General features: G+C 33.0%; 5 protein-coding genes and 1 pseudogene. 1 reads left to right on the forward strand and 5 read right to left on the reverse strand.

Annotated elements, in window-relative coordinates:
- Positions 1–92: 92 nt before the first annotated feature.
- The 5 genes from JK636_RS11140 to JK636_RS11160 all read right to left on the reverse strand — a co-directional run bounded on the left by JK636_RS11140 (position 93) and on the right by JK636_RS11160 (position 15372).
- Positions 93–2228 (reverse strand): S8 family serine peptidase, encoded by a 2136-nt coding sequence (locus tag JK636_RS11140; RefSeq protein WP_202749053.1) that lies wholly within the window; start codon positions 2226–2228, stop codon positions 93–95.
- A 72-nt stretch (positions 2229–2300) separates the two neighbouring features.
- A complete protein-coding gene (locus JK636_RS11145) occupies positions 2301–3941 on the reverse strand; it encodes a SpoIID/LytB domain-containing protein (RefSeq protein ID WP_202749054.1) in 1641 nt (546 codons plus the stop codon).
- Between the two features lie 41 nt (positions 3942–3982).
- Positions 3983–5050: a cohesin domain-containing protein gene (locus JK636_RS11150; RefSeq protein WP_202749055.1), complete on the reverse strand. Its 1068-nt coding sequence runs from the start codon at positions 5048–5050 to the stop codon at positions 3983–3985.
- Positions 5051–5068: 18 nt separating this feature from the next.
- Complete coding sequence (locus tag JK636_RS11155) at positions 5069–7033, reverse strand: O-antigen ligase family protein (RefSeq protein ID WP_202749057.1); 1965 nt, start codon at positions 7031–7033, stop codon at positions 5069–5071.
- 74 nt (positions 7034–7107) lie between these two features.
- Positions 7108–15372 carry a S8 family serine peptidase gene (locus JK636_RS11160; protein WP_202749059.1) on the reverse strand — a complete coding sequence of 2755 codons (8265 nt, stop codon included), beginning with the start codon at positions 15370–15372 and terminating at the stop codon, positions 7108–7110.
- 558 nt (positions 15373–15930) lie between these two features.
- Here JK636_RS11160 and JK636_RS11165 point away from each other — a divergent pair.
- Positions 15931–17391 (forward strand): annotated as a pseudogene (locus JK636_RS11165) (cohesin domain-containing protein); the annotation flags it as partial.

Genomic DNA, 17391 nt, shown 5'->3' on the forward strand with positions numbered 1-17391 from the left:
ACATATATTAATAATATTCAGACATATAAACACATGGCTAACCAACTTCTAAGTATTTCTAACCTTGGATACCCCTCTGCTACTCTGTGCGATTAATTTCCTAAATCTTTTGACATAAGTACTAAATCAAAAATATCTATAGTGCCATCGCCATTTAAGTCATATATCTTATTCCAATCAACATCGCTTTTTTTCATATTATAATTTTTAGCCAAAGCAGCCAAATCCAATGTGTCTATCTTTTTATCGTCATTAAAGTCCTTAATATACCTTAAAGAATTATATGCATTAGCCATTCCTTCGGTTAAAACTTTTCCGTTAAGCGAACTTAACAGCTGCACCCCCAGCAAAATTTTATCTTTAATAATTTCTGGCTTGTCTACTCCTTTGCTCAAAAGTAGCGCCGCTATTCCAGTAACATGAGGCGTGGCCATAGAGGTGCCGCTTAAATATTCGTAGGAATTGCTGTAGTCTTTATTGCCTGCATAGTTTAATACAATCTTTCCCAGTCTGTCTGAGGGTTCTATCATATCAAAATAATTGTTATATAAGTCATATAACCCTCCCTCATATTCTGTAGAATTTATCCCTATTAATGAACTTCTATTATCTTCATTCTGCAAATAATTTATGTGAAGATAATTCTTTGCAAAGTCTGTTTGATACAGTTCACCTGACAAGTAGTTGCCTGAAATATATAAGTTTCCACCATTATCTAAGTAATCTGATAGATTATATTGATCATTTTTGGTAAGCAATGATTGCTCACTTAGCCCTGTCATCCAAAGAACAAGCTTATAGTTTTTTAGAAATCCGCTGTCAGGCCCATCCTGATTTTTAGCAATATAATATACCTTACTGTCATATCCCAAGTTACTTAGAGATTTTATACAAATTGCCGTTTCACTATCAGCATCAGTTTGACTGCTTTCATCATCACTAATAAGCAAAATCGAATCTGAATTAGTCACTTTAAAAAAGTCCAAGGCCCTTTTTAACATATCCTCACGTTGAGACTGTGATACCATATTCTTAAGACTAAACCCTTGAACAAGAGTTTTGCACATTCCATTATCATACTCAACCGAAGCACCTATATCATCATTCTTTGGAATTGTACTTAGAATCCATTCTCCAGGTGCTGCTACATCTGTAGAATTAACACCGTAATTAGAAAACCAAGATAGATTTCCTTTGTTATTAACAGAAGCTACAGATAAAATATTTTGACTGTCATAGGCTGCAGGAAAGCTTGGATTAATATCATTATTAGACATCTCATTTCCAGCAGCAACTACAAATAAAGAACCCGAAGCTTCTATAGCCTGCTTAAGCAAAGTATCATCTCCGCTTCCGCCCCAGCTGTTATTTAAAATTTTAACTCCCATCTGCTTTGCATAAGATATAGTACGAATAGCATCATCTGTGGTTCCTCCAAAAGGCCCTATAAATTTTAAAGGCATTATTTTAACCTTAGGTGCAACTCCAACTATTCCAATACTATTAATTTCTGCAGCAATAGTTCCCGCTACATGTGTGCCATGCTTGTCTCCATCTTTTGCATCAAATACAGTATTATCATTATTATAAAAATCCCATCCATAAACATCATCAACATAGCCGTTATTATCATCATCAACACCGTTACCTGGGATCTCATTTTTATTTATCCATATTCTATTCTTTAATTCAGGATGATTGATATCTATTCCAGTATCTATAACTCCTACTACGACATCCTCGCTTCCCTGAGTTATAGTCCAAGCTTTTTTAATATTTATGTCTATTCCGCTTATACCTAAAGAACCTTGAATAGTTCGTCCGCTATTTTCTAAGCCCCATTCTTCACTGCTTCGTTCATCGCTGGAAATATCCTGTGAATAGTATAAATAATTGGGCTGGGCAATCTCTATATTCTCATCCTGCTTAAGTTTATTTATCATAGTATCAACATCGGTATTATCAGAGACAGATAGTAATTCCGCATTATTTATACTTAAATCTTTTTTATGTTTTAAGAAATATTTTTTGCTTATATCTGTCTTTGCTTTTGCTGCTGTGACAGAATTTTTATATTTAATGATGACTTCTCCTGCAACATATTTAGCTTTATTATGATTTTTTATACTGTTGCCATAAGGTATATTCTGTCCCTTTGAAAATACTGATTGAGGAACTATTAGAGCTACACAAACCAGCAGTGTAATAATCTTTTTCTTCCTAAACAAATCTATCCCCCCTATTGCAAACTATTGTTTCATCGTATCGAAACTAATCGATTTAGTATAAGTTAAATCAAATCAGTATTTAATATTATACTTAGATGCGGCCTTAGCCAAATCTTTAATATCTACTACATCATCCTTTTCTAGATCCATTTTTGGATTCCAATTTGGGGAAGCTGCTTTTGTTTTATCAAAATTCTTTGATATAAGAACTAAGTCAAAAATATCAACTGTATTGTCTAGGTTAATGTCCGCAAAGCCTGTTGCCTTAAATGAAGCAGCTTTTTTATCATCATAATCATCCTTAGATAAACTATCCTTTAAAAAAGCGGTTACTGTATAGGTCCCTACTTTATCAGGTATGTATGAGAAGACTGCATCTGAACTATAGTCTTTAGTTTCTATTACTTGTCCATCTTTTTCAACCTGGTACTTATACAAATAGCCTGTACCGGAGCCTCCTGCCGCCACGGTATTTGTTTGTACATTATTTCCTGCAAAAGTATCATTTTCACTTAAGGAGATAGTATTTATACTGGATATGCCATTAGTTATAGTGGTATTTGGATAGTAAAAAGCTAAAATATCTTTATACCCTTGATTGTATTGCGCTCTGTTTAAAGCCCCTATTTGGCTTAATCCTAATCCATGACCTGCACCATGTCCACTAAATATATAACTATTAGTATCTTTGTTGTAAGCTACAGTATACATACTGCTTGGAAATGAAAAATAGGTTCTTGCACTGTCTGCAGATAAAACCTTTGTTCCCTGACTTCCGTCCGTGTTTGAATAAACAATTTCCAGATTGCTTATTCTTCCGCTTACATATGTAGCAATAGTGTCTAAGTTTATTTTAACAAAATTATATTTTGGTGTACTTAAACCATAATTTAATCTATCTGATATCTGCTGTGCAGTTAAGGTTCTTGTCCAATCGTAATATTTCGAGTTAGAAAATTTGCTATAATCATCATATGTATCTATTTTAGATACATAGTACGGAAAAGCATTTCCCCAAACATTCTTAGCGTCTTCAAGATAACCTCCATGGCTTGCAGAAAATAATGCTTCGATTAAAGAACCATTATAATTGATAAATTCCCCTTTAGTTTCATTTACTGCTTGTTCAATTTTCACAAATGATTTGTCAAAGCCTTTATAAACCTGATAAGTTGTATTGTCTTGAACATCATATTCAGTTGTAGTTCTTCCTATTTTGTACATGCCGTAAGTTCTTGAGGCCAAAGCTTGAGACTTTAAAGCCTCTACCGGATAAGACTCTGACATTTCATAGCCTATTACACCTTTTACATAATCCTCAATGTTTACAGTATTAACAGGCATTATATATGTAGATTTATTAATAAAATTCATACTTCCCCTGTAATTTCTCAAAGTATTTCCAACCTGAAGTGAAACATAGCTGTCTTTATTCAAAGAAGTAAAACTTATTGAAGTATTTATATTTCCGTTAAGTGTGACTTGTCCACTAACAAGATTTATAGCATAGCTTGTACCGCTTTGAGCCGCTTCGCCATTTAAAAGATAATTTCCATTTATAGTAATAGTCATTGCCGAACTTCCCATTGTCGCGAGACTAACTTTTATTATTTGGTTCTTATAGTAAGTACTTGTATATGCCAAGGCATTTGTTTTTAAATTTACAAGTACAAATAATAAAACCATAATAAAAGCAAAATGTTTTTTCTTCAAAATAATCCCTCCTCAAAAAGCTTTATAGTAATACCTCATGACTACTGTTCTGAGGTTAACTTGCTGCTATTTCGTTTCTTTTTCCAAATGAAATAACCTCCACCGCCGCCAAGCAGTATAACTAAAATTATAGTTGCAGCAGCCATAGCTTTATTATCTTGTTTCCCTTGGCTTTGCACTTTGTTTGATTCGCTGCTTGCCTGCGTACCATTATCCTGTTTCGGTTGTGAGGGATTGTCCCCGCTGGGTTGAGATTTAGTTTCAACGTTTTGTTCGATGTTATTTTTCTGTTTTGCTTCTTCAGTTTTCTTATTGTCTATTCCCAAAACATTTAATACTTTATCAAGGGCTATTTGTATTATTGATTCACTTTTCTTTCCACCATCCACTTTGGCTGAGGTTTCAGAATTTGTTTTTCCATTAGTTGAAGCATCTGCTGATGTATTGCTGCTGGATGATATACTGCCAGCAGGTGAACCGGAAGTACCCGAATTATTTGTACCTGCACTATTATCTCCTACATTTGTGCCGCCGGAACTATTATTATTGGCACTGCTGTTTCCTGTGTTATTTTCAGCAGGCGGAGTTGTTGCAGGAGGGGTTATCCCAGCAAAATTATATTCCAGCTCCTTTATATCCTTATCACAAATCTGAAGCTTAAGATTATAGCTGCTGTCAAAAGCCTTTAAAAAAGGTTTGCTGCTTATAAAAAATTTATCATCCTTTTTCAATACCTCGGCATTAATCTTAACGAAAGTTCCCGTGCCGGAGAACCCGTCAATCTGACCCATGCAGCTAAAGGCATATCTTACTATACCTGCTTGTTCATCTATTTTCTTTACAGCGTCAAACTTATTTACTCCTGCCTTACTTATTAAATCTCCAGGCTCTATGCTTTTTACTTTAAGTACGGAGGTATCATATTTATATTCTATGTCTCCTGCATAAAAGGTTTTAATATCTTTAATGTTTATGAGTACTTGAATATTTTCTCCTTTATCAAACTTGCCGCTTATAACTGCCTGCACATCCGGGCCTGAAGCAGCACTGACTTCAGTGCCAATCATAATAAAAAACAAAATAATAATGACAATTATACTTTTTCTCATATTTTCACTAATCCCCCATTACTTTTCTTCTGTTTCATTGCTCAAACTTTGGGCTTCGCTTATCCTACTCTTCTCATAATCGTTTAAACTGCCATCGGGCTGATTTTTCATAAATTTGCTTTTTTCATTAATTTCTTTGCCTAAAGAAATAATTTTATTTTCAATTGCCTGCAGCTTACTGGAATATTCTTCATTACTCAAACTTCCGCTCTTAAATTGATTATAATAACACTCAATAAGTGCATCATAATTTTGAAGATAATATTTTCTTCCTTCAATACTCTTTTTCAAACTTTCTGCTGCCTTATCATAATCACCAAGATTAAAATAGGTTTTCCCTAAAAGTTCATAAATCCTTGAATTATCTCCATGTTCATTTAAACACTTTGTCAAATTTTGTATCGCTTCATTAAGGTATTTAATATCCTTTTTATCGGAGTAAATTTGAAAATCTAAAGTGGAAAATTTATCATAATACCTTATTGTTTTCATAGGAAAACATGTCCAGGATTTTAATATTGTATAACTTTTTTCAGAGCTTCCTTTATTGATAGAAGCAATGTTATAAACAAATTGGCCCGGTATAAATGCAATCGCTAATATACTTAAAGACGAAAGTAAAACAGTAATAGCCATACCTGCCTTCCTATGCAAAGGAGTGTCCCCAAGTAAGAGACCGTCCCCGTAACTTTTAGCAGTGGCAGTCCCTACATTTGATGAGACAGTTTCTTTCACCTTCAAATTCACCTTTGATGAGGCTCTCCCTTTGGCTGGAACAGTCCCTTTAACTTGATAACCGTCCCTTTCTAAATCCTCAGCTAAGTAGAACCACAAAATCATGTTTATGATTATAAAACTCATGCTAAAGTCTGCTAAAGAGTGAAGCAGTATCATCATTGGTATAACAAAGTTTAACTGTGATAATTGTTTTTTATTAAACTTCTTATATAAAATATAAATAATTAAAGCCATATATAAAACAAAAAATATTATTCCATAATCAATAGCTATTTGAAGAAAGCCATTATGAATATATTTGATATCATAGGCAGCAGTTTGATAAGTATATTGTTCATAGCTTAACCTTCCTGCGCCTATCCCTAAAAGATTATTTTTAAGAAGCCTTAGTCCATCCTCATAAAAAACTAATCTTTCTTTAAAAGAATTTAGGTTTGTCCTACTTAAAACAATAGCAGTCCCTATAATAGCGATGCCTAATATGCCATACAAAATCACGTTAGCTTTAATCTTTAGTTTAATCTGCTTTACTGCCAAATAGATTATAATAGGTAAAACCAGTATAAAAATTATATATTGTCTATAGTAAAATATAATACTTATTACAAGTCCGAGAAAATTATACAGCAATAAATTATTAACAAAAGCTTGTCTATCCTTCTTTTTAGTAAAAGCAATAAATAAGACAGCTGCAGCATAAACTAAAATTCCACCTTTTGATTGAGTGAGGAAAAGAGCAGCTATAACAAATACAACACCTATGTTTGCAAAATATCTTTTGGCACTTTCCTTAAATAAGTGTTGCTCGCTAAAAAATATTAAAGCACAAATACCAAAGTAAAGTGCAGATGCATTAGCATAATTAAAGAGGCCATCAAGCCTTAAATCTGTATTTGTAAAATATCTAATAATAGATAATATTGAAGTTATTATTCCCCCATACATAATACATAAGGTGGTTTTAGCTCTTTCCTCTTTAGAAAGTTTCCTTGATATAATAAATACGGGAACGCAAATAAGTATATAAAAGGAATCTAGCAAGCTAATCACTTTATCCTTTGAGATAAATACACTTAAAAGTCCTATTATAAGAACTGCTCCTAAATATAAATCTACCTTAACCAAACGCTTCCTAAATTTTATAACGACCACTAGTGAAGCTAATATAAAAATAATCGGATTTATAATTTCTGAAAGTACTTTAAAATATGGAATCAACGGCAGTACTAAAAAAATCTTCTCCATGTTTTTCTCCTGTTGAAATTAATTTACTACAATAATTATACAATAAAAAGAGGCTCAAAACGAGCCTCTTGAAATTAATACTTCTTATTATAATTTTGTGCTGCCTTTGCTAGGTCCTTGATATCTATCTTATTCAGACCATCGTTATTTTCCACATTGCATCTTCCATCCCAATTTACTGATTTTCCTTTTTCAAATCCCATATCCTTAGATATTAGAGTTAAGTCATATATATCTGTTATACCATCAAGATTAATATCTGTTAATGCCTTATTGGTTGAATTATTAATAACAACAGAAGCTGCTAAAACAGAAATTGTTCCGGTAGCCTTATTAACTAAATTCAAACCTAAATTACATTCTCCAGATATATAGGAAGGAATTGCACCTTGGAAATTTTTAAAACTCTTTCCTCTATGAACAATATCTATGGAGCTTATTGAGAAGTCTGATGCCATAAAACCAGAAAGCTCAACAGTTCCATCCATTACTTTAGCAGAAGTAACACTTGGAGTTTCGCCGGCATTAAAACTTGCTTTATTTAATACAGCTGTTACCTTTAAATTTTTGCCAAGTTCTATTGCAGATGTAGCATTACTGCAGTCAACAGTATATTTTCCTGTTATGGTATTAGCTAAGCCTGAAACATCTAAGGAAGTACTAACTGTATATGTTCCCTTGTCAACATAAATATTGTTGTCTCTCATATCACTATAATCAACTGTGCTTTGAATATTGATTCCTTGTTTTTGAAGTATGTAACTTCCACTATAGATACCGCCTTTATATGAACTATTTACGCTAAGTATGCTTAGACTGCTGGTATCAAAGTTGTAGCTTGTTGTTGCAGAGTTAACTGTAATATTTTTATCAAGTACATAATACTTGCCGGTATTTTTATCCATACCTTTTAAGATAAGTTCATAGCTATCCGGCTGTACTACCATATTTCCTGAACCATCATCAGCTAAGGCAAATTGCCCTAAACTAGCGCCGTCTTTTACAACATCAATCTTAGCATTGGGAATTCCTTTTAACGGTACCTCAACACTAGTATCTGGCTCTGTTAAATATATACTACTAAAGCTTCCATCAAGGTTTACTGTTGTCTTAAAGTAATGATACTTTCCATTCCAATCAGTGTAAGAAATCAATGCTATGTAATCTTTTCCCGATGTCAATATACTCTTTGGAACAAGCAGCTCACCACTTGAAGAATATGAATCGCAGCTAGTTTTATAAATTATCTTAGTTCCTTCAAAGAAAGTAATTGTTGCTTCCTTTATTGAACTATAATAATCCTTTGATTGAGGATAAAAGCGGTAATTATTATCTTGTGATGAAACACTCACCTTTTGTGCTTTATTTGCTATTAATGTTCCATCTGGTGCAGTACCAGTAATATTAACATCATAAGTTCCTTCAGTCATACTAGGAATAACAAAACTTTTTTGATTATAAGAATTTGAAGCTGCATCCACACTTTTTACTAAATTAGTTGTTCCCTGCTGATAGAAGTTTAATTTTAGATTTGTAATATTTGAGTCATACACACTAAGTTGATAATTATTGCCATCTACAACACTTAAGCTATATGCATTGAGTGTATCACCAATATTTACAACGTCCTTCAGCTTATAATCAACTATTTCATTATTCTTATATGTCATAAACTTATACGGCGTCTTACCAAAATGGATCTCTGTTATATCATCCTTCACAAAAAAGTTATTTTTAGAAAATCCAAAATTTGAATTAATTCCATTAATGTTTATAGTTCCATTTCCGGATATGTTATAACCTTTATTTTTAGATACATATAAAATATCGCTTGAACTATAACTTCTATTTGAATAAGGACTTCCAACATAGTAATTCTCATTACTTAACGAATTCAATCCATCATATACAAAAGTCAACTTCGAAATATTATTTGCATCAAGTACTGCTTGTGTATCAGCTGCAGTATCTATATCATCATATAAAATATAAGATACGGATTTACTACCATCATATGATCCCATTTCAACCCTAATTTTGTATACATTCTTATCAAACCAATAATTCATATTTGACCAAGAGCTATAAGAATTCATATCAAGGCTTTGATAAGCTACTTCATTTCCAAAATCATTTCTTATTTGTATAGACGCATAATCAACATTATATGCTTGTGGCTTTGTAATACTAAGATTTATTCTGCTTGTATCAGGATTTTTACCTATCTTAACAGTAGTTGAAGTGATAGTTCTTTCATATATAAACTTATCTGCATTGCTGCTGCAGTTTCCGCTTACAACAACATTATAGCTCATACCATCACTTAGAGTACTCTTTGGTACAAATACTGTTCCGGCAGTTGAAATATTATAGTTTTTGTAATCATTGCTAAACCTTAATGTTCCTCCCTTAGCAGGATTACCATAAGGATCAATAAGAGATATCTTATAGTAATTGCTTGAATCAACAGTAGTAGGATAACTTACACTGCTAAAAGTACCTAGTTTATCGCTTTTAAGTACAAAACTAATTGATACATTTCCATCAGCCTCCGGTGGAATAATAAAGTTTACAGTTCCATCATAATTGATAGTGCAGTCTACCGAAGCTAAAATATTACCGATAGAATTTTTAAATACTGCTTGGATTGCAGGCTTATTACTGTTCCAACTATTAATTGTTATAATATTTTTATTCTCATCCGTAATACTAATAGATGCCTTAATATTTTCTCCAGGCCCATAGGTATTCTTATCAAGTGTACCTGTAACAGTTAATTTACTTCCTAAACCCATGTTAATAGTACTGCCCGCAATAGTAGTTACTTTGTTAGAAAAACTTATGCCATAGTCATTCATATTACGTGAATAACTTAGCTCTGCACCTGGGGAAACAAATACCTCAGCAACTCCATATTGCATATATTCACTTATCTTATTTAAACTAAAGCTAAATCCATCACTAGAGGAAGTAGTTAACCTAGCCATCTTGCTTCCATCTAAAACAACACTTGAAGCTTTACTGGTATCTATCTGGCTGATTAAATAATAGGTTCTGTAATCATCCATTGCAAAGTTATATACTCCGCCTTCTAAATAGACATTTAAATTGCTGTAACTTTTCCATGAATTGTCGCCGTGAAAATCCTCTTGAAAAATTTCGGTTGGATAATCATTACCATTTAGATAAATTGCAAATCTTCCATCCCGGAAACTTGCTTCATCAGGCAATGTAGCCGTTACATTAATTTTCTTATTATCAGACTGAGCCTTAAACTGAAGCACAGCAGAATCAAAGGTTCTGCTATAAACAAACAATTCATTTGTTGTGTTTGTTCTTCCATTAATAATAAGCTTATCACCATTTGATATATCGTACTTGTTAATAAATGCTGTTCCATTATCGCCTATAGTATAGCCTCCATAATAATGGTACTTGCTTATTGTTCCCCCCTTAGCAGGATTACCCATAGGATCTAAAACAGTAACCTTATAAAAACTCGAATCATCAACAGTTAAATCACAGGAATTACTATTAACCTTTCCTAGAGTGTTAAATTGAATATCAAAGTTTACTGTTACTGCTCCGCTGACCGACGGCATATTGAAACTAACCATTCCATCTTGACCAAGATTACATTGAACAGCACCAACCAAAGTTCCTCCCTGTTTAATATTGGCAGTAACTACAGGTCTCTTGTCATAGTAATTTGAGATTTCTATATTATTTTTGTTTTCATCCTGCAAGCTCAAATTAGCATTAACAGTAGAATTAGGCCTAATTACAGAGCTATCTAAGCTTGCGCTGGCTGTAATTGGACTTCCTATTTTGATAGTGTATTGAGTCAGGTTAACTGTATTTATGCTGTTATGATAACTTATTCCATTATCATAATCCTCATAAGAATAATTAACAAAACAATTAGGTGAAACATAAATTGTATTCAAGTTTTCATTCATAACAAATCTGTCATATTCCAAGTCCACCTTAACATCTTTTGTCACTCCACTTCCAAGGCTTATTGTTGCATAGCTGTTGTTATCAACAGAAGCAGTAGTCTGATTAGAGCCTAAGTCTAAACTTGAGGTTAAGTAATAATTTTGTCCCCTAACATATATGCTGTACTTACCACCACTCATATACAAATTATTAATCTGACCTTGTGAATTTAAGCTAAAGCTTATAGAAGCACACTTTCCATCATACATATTAACTATCCCATTGGCCAAATTAATTTTTCCTGGGGAATATAAGGGCTTTATGCTTACACTTTTCATAGAAGCTATAGCCTTATTAATGACAATATCGCTGTCAGATGAATTATAGCTGTCAGCGTAATATATGGCATTTCCTTCACTTCCGGAGTAGTTTACTCTAAAATCATTAACTGAGCTAAAGGTTCCTTTTTTTACAAATATATATCCATTGTTATCAGTGGTGTACTCTCCATTAATACTATCAAGCTTTGTAAAGGCAGCCGGCTTTGAAACATTAAATGGATTCATAACTCGTATTCTTTGAATATTATTTGTAGTAACAGTTACAGGCTGTTCTGTGCATTTTAAATTTATGGCATTTGGTACATTTATCTTAATAGTATAGTTTCCTGCAGTTAGAGTATTATTTACTAAACTTGCATGTGATACACTTGCGTATCTATTCAAAGATGAATTAGTACTATCTATAAGTACACCGGAAGAATTATAAAGATCCATACTTATAAGATGTTTTGACCTAAAGGCATTCATAAAATCAAAAAGATTATCTGTATATATTCTGCTTAATGTTAATCCCCCTGAGGTAATGCTGTAGTCTGCAATTATACCTCCAGGTAAATCGACATTATTGGAGTAGCTTTTAAAAGTAACAGTGGTATCATCAAAACTTATATGCTTTACATCACTTGCTTTGCTAAAATTATAACTTAGGTCATAGGTATACTGATACATTGTACCTGAAGCTTCATCATAGGCAGTATTAATAATTGAATATACAGATGCATTTAAAACAGGTGATATATTTAATGTATCCGAGTTTGTAAATTCTATATTACCAATTCCATCTATATAGGCTCTGCTCTTTTTATATCCAGATAAGTTATTTACGCTTACACTAAACTTTGCTAAATCATTAGTTGTAAAGGTTACTGTAGTACTTTGGGCATTAGACGTAAAGGTCTTAGCCAAGTAGCACTTTGCTGATGAATTAAAAGCCTTTGCCATATACTGGCCGTCATCAGCCCATAGATAACTTAAACCTTTATCATCAATTGCAGTTTTTAATCCATCATAATTTATGTATTTCGAAGTAATTTTAATCTCAGCACCTTTTAATATATTAAACTTTGACGCATCATCAATGGAGAAAGTTAATCTTTTTGCCGTTCCCTGAGAGTTATCAATATTTACAACACCGGTACTATCTAAAGCTGTCGGAAGCTGCCTGTCATAGCAGAACTGCCCACCTTTACCATCACCATCATCCTGGCCGCAATAAATATAAATTTTATTGCTTGAGTTGATTAAACTTTTATCAACCTTAAAGCTAGTTGCATTTGTTGAAGATGGATTATAATCAAACCATCCTTGACTAATTACATTTCCGGATTGGTTGTAAATATAATATCTTCCGCTCATCCAGCTTACAACACTAAAAGGCGCTTTTACATTAACAGTAGCTTGTGTGCTGTTATCTGTAGAGTCTGTGGAGCCATTTGCAAAGGTCACCTTACTTGATATAAGATTTCCTATGGGTGCATAGTTTATTGATGCCTGTACACTATAGGTTCCCTTAGGCATATTGTCATGAAGCTTAATGCCATAATACCTTGAAGTTTCATAGGCATATTCATCTTCCCCATCGTTTTTACGTAAATCATAATCTGTAGCTTGTACTATTTTTCCTGAAGGATCATAAACACTTATATTAAAATCATCACTTCCTGAAACATAAACTCTGTTTTTATTGCTGTCTATTATTCCGGCAAATAGATTTACGCCTCCTTCAGACGTAGGCTCCAGTCTCACATCAACTCCTAAGCTGCCAAAGCTTAAGGTTTCGATGCTGTTTTTATGACTCAAGGTCTTGCCTTCATATCTAATAGTCCTCTTCACATTACTAGAATTTAAAGTTGCTGAGTAATAATAGCCTGAAAAAGCTTTTGAAATATATGCACTGTTGTTTTTAATACTAAAGGTTGCATTGTTATAATATCCAAACTCATCCATACTATTAATATTCAACAATTCTGAGGTAACCATAGAACTATAGTAATTAGCTGCATTAACTTTAGTAACTGTTCCATCTACTCCAAGGTTAATACTATCTACTCCATTTAAACTATCTAAATGCTTATTATACATATAACCGTCTTTTTCATTGGTTACTGTAATACCTAAATCAATATTATCCGGTGCATAGAAAAGAGCCTTACCATTTGAATCAAAACTATTATCAATATTTATACCCTTCATCCATGCATCACCAAAGGAAGACTTTACAGTAAGCTTAGAACCTGTTAATTGAGTTCCATCAGCTTTTTTAGAAGTAACACTTCTTTGTTTAAGCGAAGAAGCATCAATTGAATAATTTCCGGAACCATTAATTTTTGCTGCATACAAAATCGGTACATTCAATCCGTTTATAGTAGTATTGTAAGAAAAATATAAGTCATACAATACTGTTGGTTTAGTATTATAAAACACTACATTACTGTTATCATCAGCTGCAGCAGAAATTTCGTCTATTTTTGCATTATCATTCTTATCATTAACTGCTCTTAAGAAAACTTTTGTTCCTTTAGGAAGTTTTTCTTTATTTATTCCAAGTATGGCTGCTGTAACCTTGGTATCAGAGCCTTTTTTCTCGTTTACATATCTGTAATCAGTATATGAGGCTCCTGTTTTAGAATAAGCCTTTATAGTTATCTTATTAGCTGCTTCTTGAAGAGATGCTGCAGAAACTACAGTTGTGTAATCACTGCTTCCGTTACCTGATATTGTTGTTAAAGCAGTTGTACTATCATTTATGTATATTTCAGTTCTTGATAAATCTGCCGGTGAAATAGCCTTAAATTTAACATTAACATCCCCATTATAGTAATCTGATGATTTTGGAGAAGTGATTTCAATAAAACCGACAGCACCCTGTGTCATTTTAAGAGCATCTATAAGTCCATTACCTGTATAATGATTATATTGATCATAATTTTTATAATAATTTTTCCAATCATTGCTGGTTGATTTTTTCAACAGATTTTCTATTTGTGCTTTAGAATAGGATGGAAACTTTACCTTTGCTAAAGCCGCTACCCCTGAAACTGCTGCTGCAGAATAAGAGGTTCCAAAAACATAGGTGTACTTTCCGGTATTACTTGTAGTATAACCCTCTCCGCCTGCTGCCAAGGTAACAGCTTTTCCATAATTTCCACCGTGTATACTGGATACTACAATTGTCCCCTCAATATTGGCTGGCCAGTAATTTTCTGCATAATCATTATTTTCACCTGCTGAAACTACAACAGTACAGCCTTTACTAAAGGCATAATTAACTGCATCTTCAACAGTCTTGCTGCAACCTTCTCCATCCATACTTACATTTATTATAGAGGCACTGCTGTCAGCTGCATATCTTATACCGCTTGCAACATCAAAGCTTGTTGCAGTTCCGCCCACATCTGAAACCTTTACAGGCAGTATCTTAGTATTTGTTGTACCTGCAATTCCAGCGATACCTTTGTTATTATTAGTATTTGCAGCAATTATACCTGCTATTTGAGTACCGTGTCCGTCATTATCAGTTGTATCTGCACTCCCGGTTAAAATATTTTTCCCTGTAAGCACTCTTCCTGATAAATCCTCATGGCTTGACATAACACCGGTATCTACAACTGCCACTGTAACCTGAGTACTGCTTGCAGGTATATTATCCCATGCCTCCTGCACGTGGGCATAGTTTAAAAAATCCTGTGTTCCAATATAAGGATCTGATGTGCTGCCTTGCTTTTTAGCAACAGCATTAACTTCTACATAATCAGTGTTAGCATTATCTTTAAGTTCTTTAAGGGTCTTGTCCACATTTTCATTATTAACACTTATTAACATAGAACTTCCATTAACCTTAAGTATTTTTCCATCATACTTTTTTAACGTTTCTTCATAATTTTTATTGTTTAAATCTTTAATCTTTAAAATAAGCTGACCTTCAACAGCCTTTAAAGGTTTTTGAGTCTTTGGCGCATCGTCCTTTGCAAATACTTTTACAGTACCGCTTTGAAGCACCGTAGAAACAATAAATACATAAAGAATAAACAAACTTGTAAACTTCTTAAGCTTCTTCATGTTTTTCCCCCTTTTAAAAGTTTTAACCAAGGATAATTATACCATATTATCTTAATAATAGTTAACATATAGTTAACATTTTATGTATAAGCACATGCTTAACCAATGCTTCTAATAGACAAGTATACAAGTTATTTCCAATCAATCAATAATCAAAATCTGTTGCTTTTCTATTAACAATTTAAACAAAGTATAGTAGAATTGTTGTATAGATTTGTAAATCTCTATAAAAAGTTTTCTATATGAATCAATACAAATATGTGCTGTTTAATAATAGTGTTGGTATAAGCCTGTTCATTGGTATTATAGAAAGCAAATCTACTGCAAACCAGCATGGCTCAAGTAAATATTTATATATTTAAATATTTTCATAGGTTTATATTTAAATATATAAATGATAAAAGGCCATTGCTTGCTTTTAATAACATGCAGCATTTCGCACGTTTCTTTAACAAAGCATAAAAGTAATATTATACTTTTACAAAAGGAGGCATCATAATATAACTATATTAAAAATACTAATCTTATTTTTTAACTCAACAAAGGGGGAAGGGATGAATGAAATTTAAAAAAGTAACTGCTTATTTGGCGTGTTTCTTTCTTGTAATGAATATCTTAGTTTTTCCAAGCATTAATGCCAAAGCAGCTGACACAACCACAGCAAACCTTTACTACACTGTAGACTCAAACGTGGCTGTTGGACAAGATTTTAATATTTACGTAAATGCACAAAATATAAACGATTTATACGGAGGTTCAATAGACTTTGCCTACGATAAATCAATGATACAAATTCAAGACATATCTGAAGGCGATTTGATAAAAAATTGTGGGACAACCTACAATCTATTAGTAAAGTCCACATTGCCTGATACTACCGGAATTATTAATTTTGCATTTTCACTGCAGGGCGATGGCCCTGGTATAGCGAATGCTAATGGAAAGTTATTTGTTATAAAGGCTAAAGCTTTGAAGGCGGGGAATTTGGGATTGAATTTTATTAGTAGTGATCCTGATGCAGGGAATACTGGTGGTTCTTTAAATGCTTTGGTGAAGTTGTCGGATAGTGAAGGTGGTACAATTTCCTTAGTTACATCTAATTTAACTTCCAATATCTCTACTGTTCCTACGGTACCAAGTTCACAAACTATCGAAGAGACTAATACTTCATTAGTATATACCGGTACTTGGACTTCCATTACTGGAACTGGTTATAGTGGTGGTACTGGTAAATATGCTCTAGCTTCTGGAGCCTCTGTTGAATATAAATTTACTGGTACTTCTGTTAAGTGGATTTCTTATAAGGCTCTTAATAGAGGTAAGGCTGACGTTTACATTGACGGTGTATTAGATGCTAATGTTGATTTATATTCGGCTACTGAGCAAACTAAAACAACTGTTTATCAAAAGTCTGGTTTAACTAATGCTCTGCATACTATTAAAATTGTTGCTACCGGGCAGAAGAATCCTTCTTCTTCTAATACTATAGTTATTTTTGATGCTTTTGAAATTAATTCTAACACTAATACACCTACTGATCCTCAGCCTCAAACTATCGAAGAGACTAATACTTCATTAGTATATACCGGTACTTGGACTTCCATTACTGGAACTGGTTATAGTGGTGGTACTGGTAAATATGCTCTAGCTTCTGGAGCCTCTGTTGAATATAAATTTACTGGTACTTCTGTTAAGTGGATTTCTTATAAGGCTCTTAATAGAGGTAAGGCTGACGTTTACATTGACGGTGTATTAGATGCTAATGTTGATTTATATTCGGCTACTGAGCAAACTAAAACAACTGTTTATCAAAAGTCTGGTTTAACTAATGCTCTACATACTATTAAAATTGTTGCTACCGGACAGAAGAATCCTTCTTCTTCTAATACCATAGTTATTTTTGATGCTTTTGAAATTAATTCTAACACTACTATACCTACTGATCCTCAGCCTCAAACTATCGAAGAGACTAATACTTCATTAGTATATACCGGTACTTGGACTTCCATTACTGGAACT

The organism is Clostridium rhizosphaerae (assembly GCF_016765585.1).
Classification (GTDB): Bacteria; Bacillota; Clostridia; order Clostridiales; family Clostridiaceae; genus Clostridium_AT; species Clostridium_AT rhizosphaerae.

Excerpts from the sequence above, each read along its gene's own strand:
- JK636_RS11160 (WP_202749059.1), bottom strand. The coding sequence starts at position 15,372 with ATGAAGAAGCTTAAGAAGTTTACAAGTTTGTTTATTCTTTATGTATTT.
- JK636_RS11155 (WP_202749057.1), bottom strand. The coding sequence starts at position 7,033 with ATGGAGAAGATTTTTTTAGTACTGCCGTTGATTCCATATTTTAAAGTA.
- JK636_RS11150 (WP_202749055.1), bottom strand. The coding sequence starts at position 5,050 with ATGAGAAAAAGTATAATTGTCATTATTATTTTGTTTTTTATTATGATT.